Genomic DNA, 23,173 nt, shown 5'->3' on the forward strand with positions numbered 1-23,173 from the left:
GGGACGCGCCGAGCCGCGCGTCCCCGGCCACCGCCCCCTCCATCAGCAACGGAAAGCGCAGGACCCCGGCCATGACCTTCGAACTCGGCGTCTACTCCTTCGGCAACACCCCCCGCCAGGCGGACGGCCGACCCGGCCCGACCGCGCAAGCCGTCCGGGACGTGCTGGAGGCCATCAAGCTCGCCGACGAGGTCGGACTGGACTACTTCGGGGTCGGCGAGCACCATGTGCGGGCGATGCCGCTGTCCTCGCCCACCGCCCTCGTCAACGCGGCCGCAGCGTCCACGAGCCGGATCAAGCTCAGCACCGCCGTGAGCGTCCTGTCGACCGACGACCCCATCCGCGTCTTCCAGCAGCTCGCCACCGCCGCGGCCATCGCACCCGGCCGCATCGAGACGGTCGCCGGACGCGGGTCCTCCACCATCACCTTCCCGCTGTTCGACCAGGACGAGCACGACTACGACATGCTCTACGCCTCCAAGCTCGAACTGCTGATGGCGGTCAACGCCGGTGAGAACGTCTCCTTCAACGGCCCGCATCGCAAGCGCCCCCTGCAGAACGCGACCGTGTTCCCGCGCCCCGAGGAACCGCTGAAGATCTGACTGGGCACCGGCGGCAGCCCCGACTCCGTCTACCGCGCGGTCGAACTCGGCCTGCCCATGTTCCTCGGCATCCTCGGCGGCACCCCCGAACACTGGGCCCAGTACGGCCGCGCCTACCGCGCCGCCTGGAACCAGGCAGGCCACCCCACGCAGCAGGCCGACATCGCCGTCGCCGTCCACGGGTTCGTCGCCGACACCGGCGACAAGGCCCGCGCCACCTACCTGGAACACGAACACCGCATGATGGCCGAAGGCATGGCCGAACTCGGCCGTCCCGCCCCACCACGCGCCGACCGCGCAGCGGCATTCGGCCCCGACGGCATGGTCTTCGTCGGCAGCCCCAACGAGATCGCCGACCGTATCCTGCACCTCCACAGCCGGCTCGGCCACGCCCGCCAGATCCTCCAGATGGACGTCGGCGGCATGCCCCAACGTGACTTCCTACGCGGCATCGAACTTCTCGGAACCGAAGTCCTGCCCCAGATCCGCACCGAGCTGGCAACACGCTGACTGTCACCGACGAACGCTTCTCGGAGCGAGATCGAGGATGACCCGCGTCGGCGGCCAGATGAGCGTGCACTTGGCCGGACGGGCCGACAACCGCGCTCAGTCACAGGAACGTGTCCCGTGTCACCCACTTCGACCGCGCGCCATCGAGCCTTGACAGCCCCGTCCTACCACCCGGTTGGGCCGCGGACCCACGTCATGGGACAGGGGGTTCATGCAGTCCGTTGTCGCACGGTGCACGTGCAGCAAGCAGGGCCCTCCGACGAAGGGCTCTGGCTTCCTCCATCTCAGCGCAGTTGCTCGGCCAGTCCGACGATGATGCCCTCCGGGCCGCGGAGGTAGCAGAGCAGATAGCTGTCCTGGAACCGGGCGATCTCGCCGACGAGTTCGGCGCCGTGAGGGCGCAGGCGGGCAACGGTGTCCTCGATGTCGTCGACGGCGAACATGACGCGGTGCGTGCCCACAACGTTGTGCGGCCGGTTGCGCCCGGCACTGATCACCGCGGGGCTGCGGTACTTCGCCAGCTCGAGCCGACTGTGACCGTCCGGGGTCCGGACCATCGCGATGTCACAGCGGACGCCGTCGAGTCCGGTGCACTGGTCGGCGACGAGACCCTCGACCTCCGCCCTGCCCTCCAGCTCCATACCGAGTTCCACGAAGAACGCGATGGCGGCATCCATGTCCTCGACGACGATGCCGACGTTGTCCATCCGTTGAATCGCCATGCTGGTTTCTCCTTCTTCCTCGTACGGCCGGTGGTGGCCGCCGATGTCCCTGGGACGGCGCCGGTGGCACGTTCTCGACATCCTCAGACCGCCGAACTCCGAAAATATCTGGATCGCGCCTCAGCACCGCTACGGCAGACCCGCGGGCCAGGCGCCACCACCGAGGGTGAGTGCGGCGCAGGTGGCCGCTCCCATGAAGACGATCAGCCGCAGCGTGCCGTCCCCGCTGTTTCAATGCTTCCTCGACCATTCGCAGCGTGCGCGCTTGAGCTTTGCGCCTCCCCCATCAATTCACGGTGCCGGGTCCCCCTTGGCGGGTGGAGTTCCCCGTACCGCTCGCCCTCGCCACACCCGTCCGGGCCCCGCCGCGCGGCGCCGGCGCGCGCTGGGGGCCACGCTGACCCCCGGCGGGCCCGAGCCATCCGTGGACGGGAATACAGATAGGCGCGCTGGATGGGGCTCTGGGCACAAGCTCCGGTACATCACCGTCCAGCCGAACCTCGTCGCCGAGGTACGCACTGACACAGCGGTAGACCGCGACCGGCACAGGCACAGGCACAGGCACCCTGTGCGCTACCTGCGCCGCTGACACCTTCAACGTTGCCGTCCTCGGGCCAAAGTTCTTCGAACTCGCTCACTTCCTCCGGGGCGAGATAGCCATGGCCCAAGATCTTCGCCAGCCTCGTATCCCAGGGCCGGTTACCGCTGTAGTTCGGAGTCAGCAGCACACCGACGCTGCACAGCGCCTGTGGGCGAACGCTCTTGCACAGCCCGTAAACGATGCCCCGCAGCACAGCCCGGTCATCTGCGGGCAGGCGTCCGGGATACCGACGCCGCCTGGGCGGCCGTGGAGGCAACAGCGGGACCACTCGTTCCCACAGGTCAGCAGACACAAGATCAGCAAACACGTGACAAATCCTGCCGACACAACACCCACTGCCAAGCCCGACAGCGAACTTCATTCTGGAACGATCAGTAAGACGTCATGGCAATGGCAACCCGTTGGCCGGACCGAGCACGCGGCGGCGCAACCCCGACCACGTAGGTCGGATCAGTTGCGGGTGGTGGCCGGTGGGCCGGCGATGGCGATGAGCCGGAGCTTGGTCTCGTCCTCGCTGCCGGGCACAGCGGTCATGATGACGATTTTGAGCTCGGAGTCGCCGTCGGCCAGGATGTCGCAGTCCACCGTGACCGGACCCACTGACGGGTGGTCGATCGTCTTGTGGTCCTCCCGGTGTGCGGCCACCTCTCCGGTCGCCCATAGCTCGGCGAACCTCCTGTTGCCCGCGGTCAGGTCACGGATCAGCGCGGCCAAGCGATCGTCCTGAGGGAAGCGGCCGGTGGCGCGGCGCAGGTCGGAGACGACGGCGGCGTCGGTGGCGTCGCGGTCCGCCTCGGTCACCGGCCACAGCGCGAGGTGGGCGGGGCCGGCGTTCACCGGGAACCTGTCGCGGGCGAAGTTGCGCAGGCGCGGCGGCGAGGCGGAGGGGTCGCCCAGCAGGGCGGCCCACCCACGGTTCCACCACACCAGTTGCCAGTCCGCCGCGAACACGGCAACCGCCACGTCCCCGAGCCGGGCGAGCACCCGTTGCACGCCGGGCGGCAGATGGTCAGAGATCGCGCCGCCCACCGGCGGTACGAGCTGGGCCAGCCGGTACAGGTGGTCCCGCTCGGCGGTGGACAACTGCAGGGCGCGCGCCAGGGACGCCACCACCGACGCGGAGGGTGTCGTGGCCCGCCCCTGTTCAAGGCGCACGACGTAGTCCACCGATACCCCGGCCAGGTCAGCCAGTTCTTCGCGCCGCAGCCCGGCCGCCCGGCGCCCGCGGGCCGCCGGCAGCCCGGCGGCCGATGGGGGCAGCCGGTCCCGCCACGTGCGGATCATCGCGCCCAGTCCGGTTCCGGGTGTCGTCGACATGATCTCCATCCTCCGGCATCCCCGATCGTGTGTGCGGCGCGAGGGTGGTACTGGTCTTCCTACCGTCGAAGCGTCCCTGGCCCGCCTCCGTCGTCGAGGCCAGTATCGAACGCATGACGATCACCTTCATCACCGGAGCCAACAAGGGTCTCGGCCGCGAGACCGCCCGCCGCCTGATCGAGAGTGGGCACATCGTGCTCGTCGGAGCCCGCAACCGCGAGCAGGGCGAGGAGGCAGCGGCCGCTCTCGGCGCGCGGTACGTCCCCATCGACGTGACCGACGACGCCTCCGTGGCCGCCGCGGCCGCGAACGTCGCCGAACACGAGGGCAGGATCGACGTCCTGATCAACAACGCCGGTGTGCACGGCCCCGTCGGCGATCCCAGCGACCTCACCGCCGCCGACGCCCGCGCCGTCCTCGACGTCAACGTCATCGGCGTCGTCCGCACCACCACCGCGTTCCTGCCGCTGCTGCGCCGCTCGGACGACCCTGTGATCGTCAACGTCAGCAGCGGCATGGGCTCCCTCGCCCTCACCCACGACCCCGGCCGGCCCGAGTCGCGCGTGATCGCCCCGCTGTACACCTCCTCGAAGGCCGCCCTGACGATGTTGACCACGCAGTACGCCAAAGGGCTCAAGGGCATCCGCGTCAACGCCGCCGACCCCGGCTACACCGCGACCGACCTCAACGGTCACAGCGGCCCCCAAACCGTCACCGAGGGCACGGACGCGATCGTCGCCCTTGCCACCGAGGAGCCCGGCGCCGGCACCGGACGCTTCGTCTCCCGCCATGGCGAGATCGCCTGGTCCTGAAACCGGCCGTGTCGGAACAGCCGCTTCCGGCGACGAGGAACCTACGAAGTCGTTGCAGTGTTCGGGGTGGCTCCAGGCGCAGATCGCATCGTGATCAATCTGCGGGAGTCGCCCTCGCGGCGGGGCCCGGACCGGTAGATGTTCTTGCGTGACACGCGTGCAACTGACGGACGGGGAACCAGAGTTCATGGGGCCGTACCTGCCGATCGGCGCGTATGGCCCGTACCCTGAGCGGCTACGGGCCCGCCCGCGCTCGACCGACGACAGGTGCATCCACACCGCCGACACCAGCACCAGATCGAAGGGCGCCCCGCCAGCCGCCCCAGGTCAGGCAGGGCGTCCTGTACCCCACGGATCCTCTCGTCAGGATTCAGATCCTGCGCGACGTCCCGTAGCTCGCGCACGGGCTCGACGGCAACCACCTCACAGCCGCGTCGTGCGAGTGCGGCGGCGTCCCGCCCTGTGCCGGCACCGATGTCTGCCGCCCCCGCCGGAGGCGGCGGCAGCAAGTCCGACACGCCCCCGTGCACCCCCTCGAAGGAGACACTCCCCTACCGCTTCCCGAGACGCTCGGCGTTGAGCGCGTAATACGCCTGCACACCCACAGCACGCCGACTCGCCGCGGAACGCGTGCCCAGGGAGGGGAGGGATTCTCGCCTGCTTCGACCAAGCCCTCACGCTACGAGAGCACACTGACAACGCCGGCACACACAGTCGCGCAGGGCCGGTGGCGCGCCAATATAGCGCGTCGGGCCGGCCTTCGTTCCCAGTGGGCGGCAGCGCGACTGAGCGCTGCGGGTGGCCCGAAAGCCAACCGAAGCGCCTTCCCACCCCTGCCTCGGAGGCTTGCCGCTTTGTTCAGCCGTGCTCGGGCTCCACCGGGAGCCACAGTTCGGCATCCGCCTCGGTCTTGTCCGGCGACAGGCGGATGCGCAGGATCTCGGGACCGGTGCGGCTGCGGTAAGGGTTCGACGGGAACCACTCGGTGAAGACATCCCGCCACAGCTCCTGGATGGCCTGCGGCGCCGGCCCGGAGGTGGTGAAGACCGCCCAGGTGCCGGCCGGGACGGCCAACGTGGTGGTGCCTTCGGGAGCGGCCGCGGAAGTGATCACGCCGTGGTGGTAGTCGAGTTCGGTGCCCTCGGCGCGGCTGGGGTCCAGGTCGTCGCAGACCGCGACGATGCCGTGCGGCTCCTGGTCCGACAGTTTCTCCAGGCGCTCCAGGGTCTGCGGGTCGATCCCGCGGACAAAGTCCATGATCGCCTGGTTCGGCCCCGCATGTACGAGCGGTACCCGGGCCTTGAGCCCGACGACGGTGAAGTCCGTCTTGTCGACAACGCGGTATCGCATACTGCTGCTCCCTTCAATGGTGAGGCGGAAGGCCATCCGGGACTGGGAGCTGAGCTCTGCACCGGTACGCCGGGCTTCACCCGGTCCGATGCCGTGCATGGCACGAAATGCCCGCGCGAACGCCTCGCCGGAGCTGTAGCCATAACGCACCGCGATCTCCAGCAGCGTCACATGCCCTGCGAGTACTTCCGCGCCCGCCAGGGTGAGCCGACGGCGCCGGATGTACTCCGACAGCGGTATGCCCGCTAGCGCGGAGAACATCCGGCGCAGGTGGTACTCCGAGGTGGCCGCGACGCGTGCCAGCTCCTCCACCTCGATGTCCTGGTCGAGATGGCACTCGATGTGCTCCATAGCCTGGTTCAGCCGCTCCAGCATGCCCAGCGCTCCTTCCTCTTGACGACCACCACGCTAGGCAGCATCCACCTTGCCGGACCCGACATCTTGTGCCCGATCAAGTCGGGTGCACCGTCCTGGCGGTCGGGTGCACCGTCCTGGCCGCCGGGCACGTGGCCGACCTGCAGGCTGGTCGCCCGCTCACGGTCGGGAACGCCCGAGCAGGGGCGGCTGACTTCACGAGCAGTCCCCAACCCCCTTCGCCCCAAGCTCCGTACTGACCCGCCCGCACCACCCACCTGTTTCGCACGCTGCTCGTCCTGACGAACATCGAGGCCACTACCGACGGTTGATCTCCACCGTAGGTAGCCCACGATCAGCCCATGCCCGGGAACAGCGTCACCGGGCCGGGATCGGCTGAGTGAGGTTCACCGGGTTGCCGTCGGGGTCCTGGATGTGGGCGACGCGCTGTCCCCACGGCATGTCGTTGGGGCCGCCGCGGACCGAGCCGCCCAGCGCCTCCACCCGGCCGAACGTCTCGTCGACATCGTCGACACCGATGCTGAGCAGGATCCGCGACGCCGCCCCGGCCCCCGGGTTCGCCTTCGCCACCAGCCCGAGGTCGGTGTCGCCGATGCGCAAGCCGAGGTAGAAGGCTGGGCCTTCCGCCGGTTCCCGGAAGATCTCCTCAGCGCCGAACAATTGCGTGTAGAACCCGAGCAGGACGTCCTGGTCGGCAGTCACGATCACTGGCTGGATGGTGGACATGGCACTCCTGTCGAGAACGGTCGTGTCGCTGGGTAGACCGCTCGAGGACAGTGAACTCATCGGCAAGACCAACCCGCCGACGATCTACGACACAGACTGCCGCCCACGACCAGCACGAGCACCCCGAAACGAGGCCACGCCACCCCGCTGACCAGCCACTCAAGATGGCGGAGCTCCAGTCGGTGACCCGCACGGTCGCCGCATCGTGCTCGCCCCAGGCGTCCGGCGGCCGGTGACGACACGGCGACCTGGGCAGCGGTGCCCTCAGCCAGTCGTCGTCGGAACCGAGCCGAACCGCTTCCAGGAGCCGCCACCGCCAGGCGCAGCCCCTCTCCAGGGCTGCGAGGAACACGTGCGGCCTGTCGGCGACGGCTGACAAGTAGACCAGTGCCGACGCTTGAGTTCTCACATCCGCGCCGACGACGGCTTGGGAGACCTTCGGCCTGTACGCGGCGTCGCAGGCCGCGGCCCGGTCCCTCGCGCGGACCTGGGCCAACGAGCTGAAGGGCAGGGGCATCGGGTCAACACGGTCGCGCCGGGCGCGATCGGCGCCCCCGGGGTCGGCATCGCCATCGACGAGGAGAACGCGGCTTCCGTCAAGGCGGAACTCGCGGCGGGAGCGGTTGTCACGCTGGAGGGCGGGTGGCAGTCGGCCGCAGCATTTGGCCGGCGGCCAGTTCGCGGTAGGGGCTGGTGGTGAGTAGTTCCTCGTGGCGACCGCAGGCGACGGCAGCGCCCTCCTCCAGGACGATGATCCTGTCGGCGTGCTGGACCGTGGACAGGCGGTGCGCGATGACCAGGACGGCGCATTCCCGGGCCACGTCACGCATTACGGTGGTGAGCGCGATTTCGTTGACGGCGTCAAGGTGGGACGTCGGCTCGTCGAGGAGCAGGAGGGAGGGGCGGGCGAGCAGGGCGCGGGCCAGGGCGACCCGTTGCCGCTCGCCTCCGGAGAGTGTGCCGCCGCGTTCGCCGAGCATGCCCGAGAGGCCGCCGGGCAGCCGCTCGACGACGTCTGTGAGCTGGGCGAGTTCGACTACGCGCTGGACTTCGGCCTCGGAGGCGTTGGGTTCGGCGTAGGTGATGTTGTCCAGAAGCGTTCCGTGGACGACGTGAGTGTTCTGGTCGACAACGGCGATGCGTGAGCGGCACTCCGCGCGGCTCAGCTCGGTGGCGGGCCGGCCATCGAACAGCAGGGTGCCGGAGTCTGGTTCGTAGAATCTGGCCACGAGGGCGAAGACTGTGCTTTTGCCTGCACCCGAGCGGCCGACCAGGGCTGTCTGGCACCGGTGAGGGACGGTGAAGGAGATACCGCGCAACACAGGCCGGCTCGGGTCGTAACCGAAGGTGAGGTCACGCAGGGCAAGGGCGGGCTTCTCGTACGAGACGGTCCGCTGGGCCGGTTCACACACTCCTGCCCGAGCTGCCGGCGTTTGGGCCTCTGAGGGCTCCGCCGGTAGGGACAGTGCCTGTTCGATGCGCTGGTAGGCGCCCATGCCGCGCTGGATCAGGCCGACGGCGCGGAAGACCGAGGACAGCGGCAGGACCAGGTAAGAGGCGTAGAGCAGGAAGGCAACCAGGTCGCCGAGGGAGTTGGCGTGGCCGTTGACGCGCAGGCCGCCGATGACCAGGACGATCAGGAAGGAGCCCTGGACGGCGAGTTCAACGGCCGGGCTCATCACGGAGGCGAGTTTCGCGGTCCGTACGCCGGCGCGGTACGCCGATTCGACGCATCCGCCGATGCGGGCCGCTTCACGATCCTCCGCGCGGTGCACCCGGACCATCGGCAGGGCGCCGAGCGCGCGTTCCAGGTCGGCGGCGACGGCGCCGATGGAGGTCTGCATGCGTTCGGAAGCGGCCCGGATTCCCTTGAGCAGTGAGGCGACGATCACGGCGGCGACGGCCACGGTCACCGCGACGAGGAGCAGCAGGAGCGGGTCGATCCACAGCATCAGGACGATCGCCCCGGCGGCGACGAGGGCTCCGGTCACCAGGTCGACCAGTGCCTGAGACACCACTTCCCGCAGCAGAGTGGTGTCGGCGGTGACCCGGGAGATCAGGTCGCCACTGCGGTGCTTGTCGTACTCCCGTATCTCCAGTCGGAGCAGCCGCCCGACCAGGCTGTGGCGCAGCCCTCGTACGACGCGTTCGCCCATACGCTCCAGGACGAAGCGGCCCACCGCGCCCGTCGCCGCTTCGGTGACGAACAGCGCGGCCAGGAGCAGTAGCAGCGGCCCCAGTACCTGTCCGCGTCCGCTCGCGTCCACGACCTGTTTGGCGACGAGCGGCTGGGCCAGGCCCAGGGCGGAGCCGACCAGCGTGAGCACGGTGGCGACGAGGACGGAGGCGCGGTAGCCGGTGGTGAGCCGGTACATTGTGGCGACCGCGGCTCGGGTGGAGCGGTCGCCCTCGGCGGCCGGCTGTGTGTGATCCACGACGGTGTCGGTCATCGGCCCGATCGGCTCGCGGCGGCGACCGTGATGAGCCGGGTGAAGTAGTCGTCGGGTACGCCTTCGCCGACGGGCCGGCCGTCCGCCTCGATCCAGGCGTGTGCCGTAAACGGCGGCACCACGCGCACGCCGGTGCACCAGGTCGGCCAGCTCCCCGTCAGACGGCACAGCAGTGCGGCTCCCAGTGAACGGGGCAGGCAGCCCTTCGGGCCGGCGCAGCGCAGGCTCACCGCGCACATGGCATCCCGCGCGGTCGTGGCCTGTGCGACCGTGGCAGGCCTGGCGCCGCGGCGGGCGCGCTCGAGGACAGCGCGGATCCGGCGAGGCGGCAACAGGGAGAGCACGAGAGCGGGCAGCAGGACGAGGCGGGCGGCCAAGCGGCGCGCGAAGGGGACTCCCGTGGGCCGCTCCAGCGCGCTGGGTGTCGTCATCGGGCCAGACCCGAGGTCCGCAGCTGCTGCACGAGGGCATCGACATCCTGCCTCGCCTGGGCGAGGTCGATGTCGAACTCGTTGGTGAGGGCGGTGACCGCGTCTGCTTCGTCACCGCCCGCCATCAGCGTCCCGACCACCAGGGTGGCAGTGGGATTCAACTCCCAGTACGCGCCGGCGCGTTCGTCGAGGAGAACCGTGCCGTAATCGGTCTGGGCAGTGGAGACGTGGGCGCCGAACCGCATTGACATCCTGTATGTGCCTTTCCTGTGGTCGAGTTCATGGCTCGGTCTGGTAACTGGCCTGCGCATTGGGCTCGGGCTTCCGGTTGAGGCCGCGCAGCCACACTTCGGTGGCGATGGTCGAGTAGAGGATCGCGTCACGCAGTTCGGGGGTGCCCGGTCGCTGAGCGAGCCGGCGCAACGCGTTCCCGTCGACCAGGCCCAACTGCTCCAGCCGGGAGTCCTCCCACAGCGCCAGCAGATCGGCGCGGTGCTCGCGCAGCCCGTTGGACGCGTCCATGGAGGCGGCGGCCTTGGTGGTGCGCCGCAGGCACGCATCGGGCACGATCCCGCTCATCGCGGCGGTCAGGAGGGGTTTGTACCGCCAGGGCGTGACCCGCTCGCTGGGGCGCACCGCCAGGCACGCCTCGATGACGCGGTCGTCGAGGAACGGTGATGCCATCGGCACGCCTGCCCGTGCGGCCATCCGGTCCCACTGGCGGATGATGCGAGTGCAGGAACGGACTTGGTCGAGGTCGGCGTGCAGACCGCGGTCGGGGTGCAGCGGGACTGCGTCCGCCGCCGCGCGCAGCGCCCGCTGCGCTGCCCGTTCGGCATCGGGGGTGACCCAGTCGAAGAGGCGCGGCGGCATGCCCCAGCCGAGGCTGGTGCTGACGGTGGCGGGCAGTGGGTCACGCAGGCGACCGCCGGAATCCGCCAGCCACTTCCCGTACGGCCGCGAGTCGGCCAGTGCCCGTGCCATACCCCCCAACGGCCACTGCCACAGCGCCTTGAAGCCGCGCAGTTGACGCGAGGCGAACAGCGGGCGGGTACGCAGCAGTCGGTGGTAGTACGCCTCGGAGCACCAGGCCACATGGTCGCCGCCGATGCCGGTCAGATGCAGCCGGCTGCCGCGCTCGGCCATGGCGGGCACGTGGTGCAGGACCCGGGAGCGGTCCATGACGCCGATGGTCGGTTCGTCCAGCAGGTCGTCGATGGTGAGCAGGTCGTTGTAGACCAACGGTGAGGCGTCGGCATCCCAGACGACATGGTCGATGTCCGGCATTGACCGGGCGGCCTGCCTGGCCCAGTACAGATCGGTGTCGGCGGGATCGCGCCCCGGCCAGGTGCTGGCCACGACATGGGCCGGCGAACGGTCCGCCAGGAAACAGATCGAAGTGGAGTCCAGGCCGCCGGACAGGTCACTGCTGACCACACCGCCCTGCCGGGTACGGGCATCGACCGCCGTGGCCAATGCTTCACGGACAAGGGGGGCACCCTCGGCGAGCGTGCGTACCGGATCGGGCGGTGTCCACCAGCGCGAGTGGCGCACGGTCCGGCCGTCCGCCGCGACGGTCAGCGCGTCCTGGGGGGACACGGCGGTGATGCCTCGCCACATGGGTGCCTCGGCGAGCGGATGGGGAACGGGCCACAGCAGCCGGACGGCCAGTTGCTCCTCCTCCGGTTCGCCGCCGAGCGCGGCAGCGAGTACGTCGGCGCGGCTGGCAGCCACCCGCACGCCGTCAACGGGAGCGTGGAAGACCAGCCGGAGCCCGGAGGCTGTGCCCTGGACCCTGATCTGTCCGTCGAGCGCGGCGAGGAGATGGAAGCTCCCGGGAAGGGAGAGGGCCAGTGCGTCGAGTTCGGCAAGGTCGCGCAACCGCCCGGCGCGGCGCTCCAGTTCGGCGGCGTCGGTCGGGCAGCAGCCGATGACAGCGAGACCGGTGTGGCCGGCGTGTGCGGTGACGATCTCGTCGTCGTGCCAGTGGCCGACGATCCAGGGACGGCCTGAGTCGTGTGTGACGGTTCGGACACCGGGGCGGGAGAAGGAGCGGGCCACGGCGGCCGCGTCCTCATGGTCGGTGAAGACCGTGAAATGCGCGTCGCCGGGGCCCGTCCCCACACTCTCGTACAGTTCAGTCATGACGTCGAGACAGAACCGTCCCTCGTCAGTTCTTGCTCAGGATGAGCCGGTCGTTGCCGGAACTCTGCAGGAGCCCGGTCTTCTTCCGGAACGTGCCCAGCTTGGCGAGCGTCGGTGCTTCGTAAGCCTTCTTCATCGATGTCTCCCTCACGTGCAGGTGCCACGACGCCTCCCTGACCGGCTGCAAACCGGAGGCCGGCTCACAGGCGCCCTGTCCAGGACTCATCGGAAGCCCGGAACGAGAAGCGGGTGCATGCCAGAGATACCTGCATCAGTAGGCGCCGTGGCAAGACCGCTAAAGAAAATAGGATTGTATATAAAAGGCGCATTCAGCCGGAAGGTGTGCCCTGCTGGTCGGAAGCTTCGCCAAAAAGGCAACATTAGGTCAGCAGGATGTATTCGGAATCGAAGAAACGTTTCGACCTGCGCGTGCAGAAGCCCGCAGCGGGATTGTCGAAGAGGGTGAGCCGGCGAGAACTGGACGGAGCCGCCGGGGCGCACTCCGCTATCGCCGCCGCGCTTCCTCCCCTCGAAACGACTGAAGGGGTCCTGCCAGCCCGATCACCAACCCGTGTCACGCCACCGACAGATCAGCCCACCGCCGACCTTCGACATGCCGACGGCCCCTGATGCCGGGCGCGGATTCGGGGGCCGTCACACACGAGTCACGGCGTGGGACTGCCGATTTTCTGCGCGTGTCACGTGCTTACGATCCCGGCGCCACTTCCATCAGGCCACCGTTTGTGCGGTTACCGACTTCGGTGGCGTGATGTCGTCAAAGTGAGGCCGGTTCCGGTGAAACTCCTGCGTGCTCTGCTCGTCAGAAATGCCAGGCAACCGCGGCGGGGCGGAGACCTCGATGGTGGAGTCCAGGGCGAAGCCGATCAGCGCGGTGGAGGAGGCGATCGTCCCGGCGGTGATCGCTCCGACCGCCTCAATGACGTCGTAGGTGATGGTGGCCGCGACCAGCGGCCGTATCCGTTTGGCGAGCGTGTCCCGGCGGACCGGGGAGGGGCGGATGCCGATCGATATCTCGGCGGTCATCTCAGCAGCAGCCTTCTCGTCCGCGTCCACACAGGTCTTGTCGGCTTCGACCGCCACCACGGCAGTGGCAGGTCGTGCCGCGCATATTAGGCCGAATGGCCGGAGTGGTGCGTGCCTCTGCGGGTGATCGGATACTTATGTCCCGTCCCGGACACTTTGGGCCGCCTACAGATCTCGATCGGGAGCCACGCATGAAACCAGACCCCATCGCGCGAAACTGTCCGTTCGACTATGCCGAGGCCCTCGAGTTCGACCCCGTGCTCCAGCACTTGATGACCGAAGAGCCCGTCTCCCGCATCCGGCTGCCCCACGGCGAGGGGGAAGCATGGCTCGTCACCGGTTACGACGATGTGCGTACGGTGACTACAGACCGGCGTTTCAGCCGACGTGCCGTCATCGGCCGGAACTTTCCGCGCATGACCCCTGAACCCATCGTTCAGGACGAGGCGATCAACGTGATGGACCCACCGGCCAGCAGCCGCCTGCGCAGTCTGATCTCCAAAGGTTTCGCGCCTCGTCACATGGAACGCATGCGGGTCCGCACCCAGCATGTAGTGAACGAGCTGCTCGACCGGATGGCGGAGCACGGTTCTCCCGCAGACCTCACCGAGCACTTGGCCGACCCCCTCCCCCTGGCGACCATCTGCGAGGTCCTCGGCATCCCCGAGGCCGATCGAACCCAACTGCGGTCCCACGCACGGACCATGATGAACACAGGCCTCGACAACCGGGACAACGCGGTTCGGGCCAAGGCCGATCTCCGCGCCTACTTCCACACGTTGACCGGGCGTCGGCGCGAGATGCCCGGTGACGACCTGATCAGCGCGCTGGCCACGGCTCGTGACGGAGATGAGCTTCTCAACGACCAGGAACTGGCTGTTATGGCCATGGTCCTGCTCATCACCGGACAAGACACCACCACCTACCAGATTGGGAACATTGCCTATGCCCTCCTGACCCGTCCCAAAGAGCTCGCCATGCTGCGCGCCGATCCTGGGATGCTCCCGCAGGCCATCGAGGAACTTCTGCGCTTCATCCCCTTCCGTAAAGGCGTCGGCATTCCCCGCGTCGCCATGGAAGACGTGACATTGAGCGGGGTGACAATCAAGGCAGGGGACATTGTGCACGTCTCCTATCTGACAGCCAACCGTGACGGACGGAAGTTCGACCGGCCGGATGAGCTGGACCTGAATCGCTCCGGTCCCTCTCACATGACCTTCGGCTGGGGCGGACACCACTGTCTCGGTGCTCCGCTCGCCACCACGGAACTCCAAGTCGCCATCGGGACCCTTTTGGAGCGCTTCCCCGACCTGCAACTGGCGAAGCCGGCCGAAGAGGTGCGCTGGAACAGGACGTCGATCTGGCGCTATCCGCTCGCGCTGCCCGTCACCTGGTGACCGTGACGAGGGCCGGGCGCTCCGGGTCGCCAGCCGCCGCATCGGACAAGGCCGCATCGGCAATGCCTGGTCAAGAGGCCCGCGGCCCACGGCCCGCTGTGCCGCAGGCCGTCCCGTCGGGCGCTCCACTCGACATGCGGGCCTTCACCCTCTCGTCGTAGCGTGGATCAGACGGCTGACCAAGCCGTGGCGGATCACCTTCCGTCCGAACGGGGAAAACTCAGTCTTCGACGGTCCATCCCGACCGCGTCCGTGCCAGGGACGTCGAATCCGGCGTCGGAGCCCACTCACGATCCGTGCCCACCACTTCCGTGTGGACGGATCTTTGTGGCTACCGCCGGAAGACGAACTGCCCGCATTGGTCACGGTCCGGCCGTGTGGACCATGTCCACTGTGAGGCGTTCCATGGCGGTTCTCTGTAAGCCGGCGATCGAAGTGCCCGAGTACGTCATCACCAACGAAGAAACACTGGAGCTGGCACGACGGCTGCACGGCGACCATCCGCAACTCGAGCTGGCCCTCAGGCTCATCGAACACACCGGCGTGCAGAAGCGACATCTGATCCAGCCCATCGAGAAGGTGCTGCAGCACCCGGGCCTCGACGACCGCAGTGCCACCTACGAGGCGCACACCAAGGCCCGCGTGCCGGCCGTGGTGCGCCGGGCTCTCGACCACGCTGAACTGGAGCCGCAGCAGATCGACATGATCGTCTACGTGTCCTGCACCGGCTTCATGATGCCCCCGCCGACCGCATGGCTCATCGATACAATGGGCTTCCGGCCGGAGACCCGACAGCTGCCCATCGCCCAACTCGGTTGTGCAGCGGGCGGTGCAGCCATCAACCGGGCGCACGACTTCTGCACGGCGTACCCCGAAGCGAACGCCCTCGTCGTCGCCTGCGAGTTCTGCTCGCTGTGCTATCAGCCCACCGACCTCGGCGTGGGGTCCCTCCTGTCCAACGGTCTGTTCGGCGATGGCATCGCTGCGGCCGTGATCCGGGGCAACGGTGGCACCGGAGTCCGCCTGGAACGCAACGGCTCGTACATCATCCCGGGCACCGAGGAGTGGATCTCCTACGCGGTCCGCTCCACCGGCTTCCATTTTCAGCTCGACAAGCGCGTGCCCGGGACCATGGAGCCACTCGCCCCTGCGCTGCAGGCCGTCGCGGAACAGCACCAATGGAACGCCAGCAAGATGGACTTCTACATCATCCACGCGGGCGGTCCGCGCATCTTGGACGACCTGAGCCTCTTCCTGGACGTGCCACCGGAGGCGTTCCGCTTCAGCCGAGCCACCCTCACGGAGTACGGGAACATCGCCAGTGCGGTGGTACTCGACGCCCTGGCCCGCATGTTCGACGAAGCATCAGCCCTTGAGGGGCATCGCGGCCTGATGGCCGGCTTCGGGCCTGGCATCACCGCCGAGATCGCACTGGGCACCTGGACCTCGGAGTCCGAAGTGTGACGCACTTCAGCTACGTCGCCAAGGCCCCTGTGTCTTGCGGCCATTGCCGTGGCTGACGACGAGCCATCGCAGCGGGAGCAGCAGTCAGAGAGGTGCGCTTCACCGCGACTCAACGGCATGAGTAGGGGCCCGGACGGCGGCCGGGCCCCACTCCAGCGCGTTCGAACCTGGCCTCGGGCCTCGCCTTGCTAGTGCCGTACGTGCGGGCGGCCTTCGGCTGAGCATGCGCCAGGTGCGTGGCCGCCGCGAAGTCGAGCAGCTCGCCGCGGCGTCGGCGCAGGCCCGTCTTGTCGATTAGCCGCTCGACGGTGTTGCGCTGCCCGCAGTTCATCCCCCTCCTCTCAAAATCACGCGTCCGTGGGCCCGTCAGCCGCCCTCTGGACCGGTGCCTGTCCCACCTCCCACCGCGGCCTACCCATACCCATATGGACCTGTCGAAGCCCTACGAGAACGGCGGATTGTAGCAGCTGATGAAGGCAACGGACTGCTGGGCACTTTGTCAGTGGTGCACGGTTTCACGTTGGGCCGCATCAGGGCGTGGGCCTTACCTGTGTCCGTCCAAGCCGTTGCACAGCAAGAGAGACTCCCGACACACTGATGTCGGGAACTGTCCGCGTCGAGGGGTGACTTGTGGGGGAACGGGCCGAGGTACTGCCAGGCCGGCTCTGTGACCGATGCAGACGAGGGTCTGCCTCATGAGCCCGGTCCTGGACACCGCGTTGATACCGCCGCCGGACCGCGAGGAAGTGGTCCGGAACGCGGTGTGGGAATCCATGGTGGCAGTCGATATCGACCACCGTCCTGCGGCTGAGGACATCTCCGTTCGCATTGGGCTCGGCAAAGTGGGGCCCATCAGGATCTGTTCGGCGCGGGCGACCGCGGTCACGATCCGTCGGACGGAGCGGCTCGCCCGGGAGGACGAGGAGCCGGCCGTCTCTCTAGGTGTGCAGATGACGGGCAGCAGCGTGGTGGTGCAGAACGGTCGCGAGTGTCTGCTGAGGCCGGGAGAGTGCGCCGTCTACGAATCGATCGCTCCCTACACGCTTCTCTTCGACGAGGGAGTCGACCACCGCTTCATCCGTTTCCCCCGCGCGGCACTCGCCCTCCCCGACCGGTTGTTACGAGACATCACCGCGGTCCCCCTGGGACCCGACAACCCCATTGCGCGCCTCGCCTTCACCTACTTCTCCCAACTGGCCGTCGCCGAAGAACTGCAGCGGGGTATGCACGCCGACGCCGTCGTGGAACCCAGCATCGAGCTCCTCCGTGCCGTCCTGAGGTCCCAGCACGGCAACTCCAGCCTTGCCAAGCGGCCATTGGAGGCGTCACTCAGCCTGCAGATTACTCAGTACGTCCGGAAGCATCTGGCTGATCCCGATCTCTCGGCGGCCCGGATCGCCGCCGCACACGGCATCTCCGTGCGTCATCTCTACGCTGTGCTGTCCCGGTCGGGAATCAGCCTCGGAGACTGGATCCGCACCCGCCGATTGGCCGAATGCAGACGGGAGTTGGCCGGCCCGAACGGCAGACTGCGAACCATCGCCGCTACGGGACGGAGTTGGGGCTTCGTGGACGCGACCCACTTCAGCAAGGTCTTCAAACAAGCATACGGAATCTCCCCCCGAGCTTGGCGCGACCAGAACCACCCCCACTCCTCCGCTTGATGGGCTCCTCGAGTCCGTCTTTCGCGTGACCGACCTTGGACGCATCGGTCCGAGCTGGGGTCAGACCGCGAGGAGCGCAACTCATGCCCGCCGGGACCGTCTTCGACCGGGCGGCGCAAACGTGCACCCAGGTCAACCCGCCGCGGCCCGCCCTGCCCACCGCTGCCCGGCGTGTGTCCGGGGTAGCGAGAGCGACGAACGCTGTTTCGACGGCCTCCGGATACGCCTGGGGCTTTCCCGTGGCCGGCGGGTGCCCGATAGATGCCGGACAAGTCGGGGCCCCACCCCTCGCGACGGGGCGATCAGTCCTGCGCCACGTTCGCCGCGGTCACATTCTCGATCACGCGGTCGAGTTTGGTCTTGGCCCGGGTCAGGTCCTGGATGCATGCGGCGATGCGGTCGCGTTCGATCATGAGCTGGTCGAGCATGGCGGGGGTCGCGACGCCGGTGCTCACGCACGGCAGGAGTTCGACGACGGTACGGCTGGAGAGGCCGGCCGCGAAGAGGTCCTGGATGAGCTGGACCCGCTCCAGGGCTTCGTCGGGATAGTCACGCTGCCCACCGGGCGTCCGCGCCGATTCGAGGAGCCGCTGTTCCTCGTAGTAGCGCAGGGCCCGCACGCTGACCCCTGACCGCCTGGCGAGCTGTCCGATGCGCATGGCGCAGGTCACTCCCTTCCCGCTCATACCTCACGTTCACGTCAAGTTTAGGCTAGTAATACCGGCTCCGGGGGCAGCCCTGGGGGCCGATCGAACCGTTGCCGGCGCCGAGATTGATCATGACCCGGTGGCGGACCCGAGGGCGTTCACGCGGTTCACGTACGCACGGCAGTCCTCGCGTCGTGCCGGGATCGCCGAGCCCGCCCGAGGCCACATGGGTGTCGACCGTGACGGGCGGCGTGATCCCTCGTAGGGCGCAGGCCCCCACGCTCACCCCCGCCCGCTCGGCAACCTCACCCATCCGCGCCTGCCCTCCTCCGGCCGGGCGGCAATTGCGGCTTGCACCTCACGTCAACGTCAGGTTCTAGAGTGACGAGCGTCGGACGAACACGTCATTCCGGCCCGTCAAAGTAAGGCAGACCATCATGCGCGCAGCACGGTTCCACGCATACGGCGGAGCGGAGAGCCTGGTGATCGAGCAGGCCCCCGCCCCCCACCCCGGACCCGGTGAGATCCGTGTCCGCGTCGCGGCGGCCAGCGTCAATCCCATCGACTGGAAGCTGCGCGCCGGCGCCCTGCACCAGCTGATTCCCCTGGAGCTGCCCGCCATTCCCGGGCGCGACGGCGCCGGTGTGGTCGACGAGATCGGCGACGGGGTGCAGGGGGTGAACATCGGCGACCGTGTCTTCGGACTGGGCGGTGTCACCGGGGCGACCGCAGAGCTGCTCATCCTCTCGGCCTGGGCGCACACCCCAGCCGCGTGGAACGACGAGCAGGCCGCTGCTGCCGGTCTCGCGTCAGTGACCGCGATGGGTGGACTGAACGCGCTGTGCTCCCTCGCGGGGCGCACCCTTCTCGTCGAGGGCGCCGCCGGAGGCGTGGGCAGCGCGGCGGTCGAGATCGCCGTAGCGCAAGGTGCCACTGTGATCGGGACAGCCAGTGAACGCAACCACGAGTTCCTCACCGCACTCGGCGCCGTTCCCACCACCTACGGCCCCGGCCTCGCACAGCGCCTCACCACCCTCGCTCCGCACGGCGTCGACATCGTGCTCGACACCGCGGCCTCCGGCTCCCTGGACGACCTCGTCGCGATCACAGGTGACCCGAAGCGCGTCGCGACGGTCGCCGACCACGCGGGCGGGCAGCGTCTGGGCACGCATGTGGTCAACGCGGAGAACGATTCCACTCTCCTGTCCGTGGCGGCGGAACTGGGCGGGCAAGGCCGCTACACACCTCGTATCGAACAGGTCTACCCCCTGGAGCGGATCGCCGACGCCCACGCGCACGCCGAGCGCGGACGCACCCGAGGAAAGATCGTGATCTGCGTCTGAACAGGCCGATCTGTATCTGAACAGGCCCACGAGGTGGGTAACTCCGCAACGTGCGGGCCTGCGTGGCGAGCGTGCCCTCGATCGGTACCGGTGAGCGGGCGGTCCGGAGCGGGCCGATTCCATGGCGCCTCGTCAAGCAGGCCGCCCCCACTCGGGCACCGCACGTGGCACATGAGCCGTCGTGCACGGGGCACTGGCCTCATCCAGCTCCAGCAGCCCCGTGAGAGGGGTTCGCATACGGGTTCTAACCGTTCACCGCACCGCGCGCCTTCCGCCAGTGGTGCGAGGAGCACCGCGCCGACTTCATCTCACACCGCACGAACGGTGAAGTGCCGTGCATGCGCACGCGCGACGACGCCCTGCTCTCACGGTTACGGGTCTGAGTCACGGCTCACTGCCGAGATAGTCCTCGACCGCGGGCTCGGCGACCTGTTCGTCGTGCGCACCGCCGGTCACACGTCATGGGCCGGAGACCCTGGGCAGCATCGAACATGGCGCCAGCATGCTGGTGACCCGCTGATCGTCGTACTCGGCCAGGACTCGTCCGGCGCGGTCGCCTCGGCCTGTGCCGCGCTCCAGGACGGCTCAACCCCAGGCGGATACATCCGGGACGTCGTCGAACGCGTCACCCCCAGCGTGCTGGCAGCCCGCGCAGCCGGACGACACACGGCCGACGAAATTCTGGATGAACACGTCCGCCACACCGTTGACCTGCTGCTGGACCGCTTCCGCATCCTCGCGGAACGGGTCGCCACAGGCCAGACCGCCGTGGTCGGGCTCTGCTACCGCCTCGCCGACGGAAGCGCGCCCAGGGCCGCCGTCCCGCCGAACGGCCCGTGCTACACCGGCCGGTTCGGCCACTTCCCATGCTCGCGGGGGGGGGCGACCGGTTGCGACGATTCGCCCCTTTCGGCAGCGGCCAAGTCTCATGCCAGTGCGTTCACCGCCGCCGCGAAGAGGCGGGGCAGGCGTGCGGCGGTGGGCATGATGTGTGGGGCGAGCGCGGGCTGCTGACGGATCCTCACGAGGAGGTCCGTCAAGAGTCGGTGGCGGCGTGTCGCACGGCTCCAGTCGGTTTCGTAGCGGCTCGGTGTGCCGCGGCGCACGTTGGCGACCAGGACTTCGGCGCCGGCGAGGGCGAGTGAGACGCCTTCACCAGTCAGCGCGTCGATGTATCCGGCGGCGTCGCCGACGAGCAGCACCCGCCCGTGGGCGCGGGTGCTGGCTCTCTGGCGCAGCGGTCCTGCGCCGCGTACCGCGGTGACGGCGGTTTCCGGGGGGAGGCGGGCGGCCAGTTCGGGGAAGCTCTCCATCTGGGTGGTGAAGGGGGCTCGCCGGGCCGTCAGCAGGGCGACGCCGATGAGTGCGGGGCCGAGCGGGGTGACATACGCCTCCGCGTGCGCTCCCCAGTACACCTCTACGTAAGGCGACCATGGGGGTACCGCGTAGTGCCGGCGCAGCCCGTATCGGGGTGCCCCCGACGCCCGGGTGTTCATCTCCAGGCCGAGGGCGCGGCGCACGGGTGAGTGCAGGCCGTCCGCGGCGACCAGCCAGCGTGCGCGCAGCCCGGTGCCGGGGATGGTCACGCCCGTGGTGTCCTGCCGTACGTTCTCCACCCGCAGGGGCAGTACCGGCACCCCTGCGTCCAGGACGGCCCGGTGCAGGGCGCTGTGCAGGCCGGTGCGGCGCACGCCGAGGCCGGGGCCGTGCCGGAACGCGGCTTGGACCTGTCGGGACCCTTGGATGTAGCGGATGCCGATGATGGGCTGGCCGGGGACCTCCAGGCCGAGGGCGGTAAGGGCGCGGACGGCGCTGGGCATCAGGCCCTCACCGCACGCTTTGTCGACCGGTGCCTGACGTGGCTCGGCGATGACGGTGTTCAGGCCGGCGCGGGCGGCGTGCAGGGCGGTGGCGAGGCCGGCGGGTCCGCCTCCGACGATCAGCAGGTCGTGGGCGCCGCTCACGCGGGCACCGCTCGGGTGAGGGCCGCGTTCTCGCAGCGGATGCGGACCGTGAGCAGCGCCGCGTTGGCGACGGTGAACACCGTCGCGGTCAGCCATGCGGAGTGCACCAGGGGCAGGGCGGCGATCTCCACGACGACCGCGACGTAGTTGGGATGGCGCAGGAAGCGGTAGGGGCCCGCGCCGACCAGTCGCGCTCCAGGCACGACGATGACCCGGGTGTTCCAGTACGGCCCGAGTGTGGTGATGCACCACCAGCGCAGGGCCTGGGCGAGTACGGCGAGCGCCAGCATGGGCCACCCCAGCGCGGGCAGGAACGGCCGGTCGGCGAGCACGGGTTCGAGCACGCAGCACGCGAGCAGGCCCGTGTGCAGGACGACCATGACCGGATAGTGGCCACGGCCGTACTCCACACCGGCGCGGGTGAGGGTCCAGGCCGCGTTGCGGCGGGCGACGACGAGTTCGGCGACGCGTTCGGCGGCGACGGCGAGGATGAGAAGCGTGTACCACGGCATGAGGACCACTCACCAGCGCAGCAGGACGAGTTCGGAACAGAATCCCGGGCCCATCGCCATGAGCATCCCCCACGTACCGGGCTCGGGCCGACGGGATTCCCAGGTGCTCTGCAGGATGTGCAGGACGGAGACGGAGGACATGTTTCCCACAGTCGCCAGTGAGCGCCACGCGGAGTCCAGGGCCTCGCCGGGCAGGCCGAGGGCGTCGGTCACTGCGGCAAGGACCCTGGGGCCTCCCGGATGGCACAGCCAGGTCCCGATGTCGTCGATGGTCAGGCCGTGTTCCGCCAGGAAGGCCCGCAGGTGCCGGCCGAAGTGGTCCCGCAGGATGCCGGGAACACCGGCATCGATCACGACGCGGAATCCGCTGGCACCGATATCCCATCCCAGGAACTGTTCGGTGTCCGGGAACAGGTGGCTGCGCGTGGCGACCACAGAGGGCCCGACTGCGTCCGGCCCGGCGGCGCTGCCGCTGCCGCGTGCGACGAGCGCTGCCGCACCGTCGCCGAACAGTGCGCCGGCGATGAGGTTGGCGCGGGAGTCGTCGCGCTGCTGGAGCGTCAGCGAGCACAGTTCGACGGTGAGCAGCACAGCCGTGTCGTCGGGGTGCCCGCGCAGGTAGTCGTGCACCCGTGCGAGGCCCGCGGCGCCCGCCACACAGCCCAGGCCGAACACCGGAAGTCTTTTGACGTCGGGCCGCAGCCCCATGCGCCCGGCCAGCCGGGCGTCGAGCGAGGGGGCGGCGACGCCGGTGATGGAGGCGCACACCAACAGGTCGACATCGGCCGGTGCGAGCCCCGCCTCCTTGAGCGCGCCGGTGAGGGCTTCCTCCCCCAGTTCGAGGCCCGCCGCCAGCCACGCGTCATTGCTCTGCCCGAAGTCCCGGAGACCGGCGTACCGCTCGATCGGCAGGGCGAGATGACGCGTGCGCACACCGGCGGACGCGTGCAGGCGGCGCAGCACGGCGCGGTCCGCCCCCGGAGGCAAGCACAGGTCGCCGATCAGTTCGGTGAGGTCGTCCTGGGCGTACCGGTGCGGCGGCAGCGCGGTGTGGACGGCGGCGATCGTGGTCGCCATGGCGCGCACGGCCGTCGGGC

The 23,173-nt window shown here is 69.0% G+C and carries 19 protein-coding genes and 4 pseudogenes; 7 read left to right on the top strand and 16 right to left on the bottom strand.

The window, feature by feature from the left end; genetic code table 11:
* The first annotated feature begins 71 nt into the window (after positions 1-71).
* Positions 72-1,112: pseudogene (locus ACFWJX_RS22880) on the top strand (LLM class flavin-dependent oxidoreductase).
* Positions 1,113-1,396: 284 nt separating this feature from the next.
* On the opposite strand, the gene ACFWJX_RS22885 reads toward ACFWJX_RS22880, so the two are convergent.
* From ACFWJX_RS22885 to ACFWJX_RS22895, 3 genes and pseudogenes are all read right to left on the bottom strand, one after another.
* On the bottom strand, positions 1,397-1,834 hold the full coding sequence (locus ACFWJX_RS22885; protein ID WP_383246095.1) for a VOC family protein: 438 nt from the start codon (positions 1,832-1,834) through the stop codon (positions 1,397-1,399).
* A 773-nt stretch (positions 1,835-2,607) separates the two neighbouring features.
* Positions 2,608-2,796: pseudogene (locus tag ACFWJX_RS22890) on the bottom strand (hypothetical protein); the annotation flags it as partial.
* Between the two features lie 89 nt (positions 2,797-2,885).
* Positions 2,886-3,761 (bottom strand): helix-turn-helix transcriptional regulator, encoded by an 876-nt coding sequence (locus tag ACFWJX_RS22895; protein WP_383246098.1) that lies wholly within the window; start codon positions 3,759-3,761, stop codon positions 2,886-2,888.
* Between the two features lie 104 nt (positions 3,762-3,865).
* Here ACFWJX_RS22895 and ACFWJX_RS22900 point away from each other — a divergent pair, with 104 nt between their 5' ends.
* The gene (locus tag ACFWJX_RS22900; protein WP_383246101.1) at positions 3,866-4,564 is read left to right on the top strand and encodes an SDR family NAD(P)-dependent oxidoreductase; all 699 of its coding nucleotides are present in this window, start codon (positions 3,866-3,868) and stop codon (positions 4,562-4,564) included.
* A gap of 368 nt (positions 4,565-4,932) precedes the next feature.
* Here ACFWJX_RS22900 and ACFWJX_RS22905 read toward each other — a convergent pair.
* The 9 genes and pseudogenes from ACFWJX_RS22905 to ACFWJX_RS22945 form a co-directional block, all read right to left on the bottom strand.
* Positions 4,933-5,094 (bottom strand): annotated as a pseudogene (locus ACFWJX_RS22905) (methyltransferase domain-containing protein); the annotation flags it as partial.
* 328 nt (positions 5,095-5,422) lie between these two features.
* Positions 5,423-6,289 carry a GyrI-like domain-containing protein gene (locus ACFWJX_RS22910; protein WP_383246104.1) on the bottom strand — a complete coding sequence of 289 codons (867 nt, stop codon included), beginning with the start codon at positions 6,287-6,289 and terminating at the stop codon, positions 5,423-5,425.
* A gap of 357 nt (positions 6,290-6,646) precedes the next feature.
* Complete coding sequence (locus tag ACFWJX_RS22915; RefSeq protein WP_383246107.1) at positions 6,647-7,015, bottom strand: VOC family protein; 369 nt, start codon at positions 7,013-7,015, stop codon at positions 6,647-6,649.
* 626 nt (positions 7,016-7,641) lie between these two features.
* Positions 7,642-9,465, bottom strand: a complete 1,824-nt coding sequence (locus ACFWJX_RS22920) for an ABC transporter ATP-binding protein (protein ID WP_383246110.1) — start codon at positions 9,463-9,465, stop codon at positions 7,642-7,644.
* Positions 9,462-9,896, bottom strand: a complete 435-nt coding sequence (locus ACFWJX_RS22925; protein ID WP_383246113.1) for a lasso peptide biosynthesis B2 protein — start codon at positions 9,894-9,896, stop codon at positions 9,462-9,464. Before ACFWJX_RS22925 ends, ACFWJX_RS22920 begins: the two co-directional genes overlap by 4 nt.
* A complete protein-coding gene (locus ACFWJX_RS22930) occupies positions 9,893-10,147 on the bottom strand; it encodes a lasso peptide biosynthesis PqqD family chaperone (protein ID WP_383246116.1) in 255 nt (84 codons plus the stop codon). Before ACFWJX_RS22930 ends, ACFWJX_RS22925 begins: the two co-directional genes overlap by 4 nt.
* Before the next feature lie 28 nt (positions 10,148-10,175).
* Entirely contained in the window at positions 10,176-12,041 is a 1,866-nt protein-coding gene (locus ACFWJX_RS22935; protein ID WP_383246118.1) for a lasso peptide isopeptide bond-forming cyclase, read from the bottom strand.
* A 25-nt stretch (positions 12,042-12,066) separates the two neighbouring features.
* Entirely contained in the window at positions 12,067-12,177 is a 111-nt protein-coding gene (locus tag ACFWJX_RS22940; protein WP_215072813.1) for a keywimysin-related RiPP, read from the bottom strand.
* A 687-nt stretch (positions 12,178-12,864) separates the two neighbouring features.
* Positions 12,865-13,085: pseudogene (locus tag ACFWJX_RS22945) on the bottom strand (cation transporter); the annotation flags it as partial.
* 191 nt (positions 13,086-13,276) lie between these two features.
* Between ACFWJX_RS22945 and ACFWJX_RS22950 the strand changes: the two are divergent.
* The 3 genes from ACFWJX_RS22950 to ACFWJX_RS22960 all read left to right on the top strand — a co-directional run bounded on the left by ACFWJX_RS22950 (position 13,277) and on the right by ACFWJX_RS22960 (position 17,610).
* Positions 13,277-14,482: a cytochrome P450 gene (locus ACFWJX_RS22950; protein ID WP_383246122.1), complete on the top strand. Its 1,206-nt coding sequence runs from the start codon at positions 13,277-13,279 to the stop codon at positions 14,480-14,482.
* A gap of 405 nt (positions 14,483-14,887) precedes the next feature.
* Positions 14,888-15,946, top strand: coding sequence for a type III polyketide synthase (locus ACFWJX_RS22955; RefSeq protein ID WP_383246401.1), 1,059 nt, complete (start codon positions 14,888-14,890; stop codon positions 15,944-15,946).
* 695 nt (positions 15,947-16,641) lie between these two features.
* Entirely contained in the window at positions 16,642-17,610 is a 969-nt protein-coding gene (locus ACFWJX_RS22960) for a helix-turn-helix domain-containing protein (protein WP_383246125.1), read from the top strand.
* 302 nt (positions 17,611-17,912) lie between these two features.
* Here ACFWJX_RS22960 and ACFWJX_RS22965 read toward each other — a convergent pair whose 3' ends face one another.
* On the bottom strand, positions 17,913-18,269 hold the full coding sequence (locus ACFWJX_RS22965; RefSeq protein WP_383246128.1) for a MerR family transcriptional regulator: 357 nt from the start codon (positions 18,267-18,269) through the stop codon (positions 17,913-17,915).
* A gap of 425 nt (positions 18,270-18,694) precedes the next feature.
* Here ACFWJX_RS22965 and ACFWJX_RS22970 point away from each other — a divergent pair, with 425 nt between their 5' ends.
* Positions 18,695-19,600, top strand: coding sequence for an NADP-dependent oxidoreductase (locus ACFWJX_RS22970; protein WP_383246130.1), 906 nt, complete (start codon positions 18,695-18,697; stop codon positions 19,598-19,600).
* A gap of 171 nt (positions 19,601-19,771) precedes the next feature.
* The gene (locus ACFWJX_RS22975) at positions 19,772-20,614 is read left to right on the top strand and encodes a carbonic anhydrase (protein WP_383246133.1); all 843 of its coding nucleotides are present in this window, start codon (positions 19,772-19,774) and stop codon (positions 20,612-20,614) included.
* On the opposite strand, the gene ACFWJX_RS22980 is transcribed toward ACFWJX_RS22975, so the two are convergent.
* From ACFWJX_RS22980 to ACFWJX_RS22990, 3 genes are read right to left on the bottom strand one after another with little or no spacing between them, the layout of a single operon-like run.
* Positions 20,527-21,564 carry an NAD(P)/FAD-dependent oxidoreductase gene (locus tag ACFWJX_RS22980; RefSeq protein WP_383246136.1) on the bottom strand — a complete coding sequence of 346 codons (1,038 nt, stop codon included), beginning with the start codon at positions 21,562-21,564 and terminating at the stop codon, positions 20,527-20,529. The genes ACFWJX_RS22975 and ACFWJX_RS22980 overlap by 88 nt on opposite strands.
* A complete protein-coding gene (locus ACFWJX_RS22985; protein WP_383246139.1) occupies positions 21,561-22,076 on the bottom strand; it encodes an isoprenylcysteine carboxyl methyltransferase family protein in 516 nt (171 codons plus the stop codon). Before ACFWJX_RS22985 ends, ACFWJX_RS22980 begins: the two co-directional genes overlap by 4 nt.
* A 9-nt stretch (positions 22,077-22,085) precedes the next feature.
* Complete coding sequence (locus tag ACFWJX_RS22990) at positions 22,086-23,153, bottom strand: type III polyketide synthase (protein ID WP_383246404.1); 1,068 nt, start codon at positions 23,151-23,153, stop codon at positions 22,086-22,088.
* Positions 23,154-23,173: the final 20 nt, after the last annotated feature.

It is taken from the genome of Streptomyces sp. NPDC058335 (assembly GCF_042723915.1).
Taxonomy (GTDB): domain Bacteria; phylum Actinomycetota; class Actinomycetes; order Streptomycetales; family Streptomycetaceae; genus Streptomyces.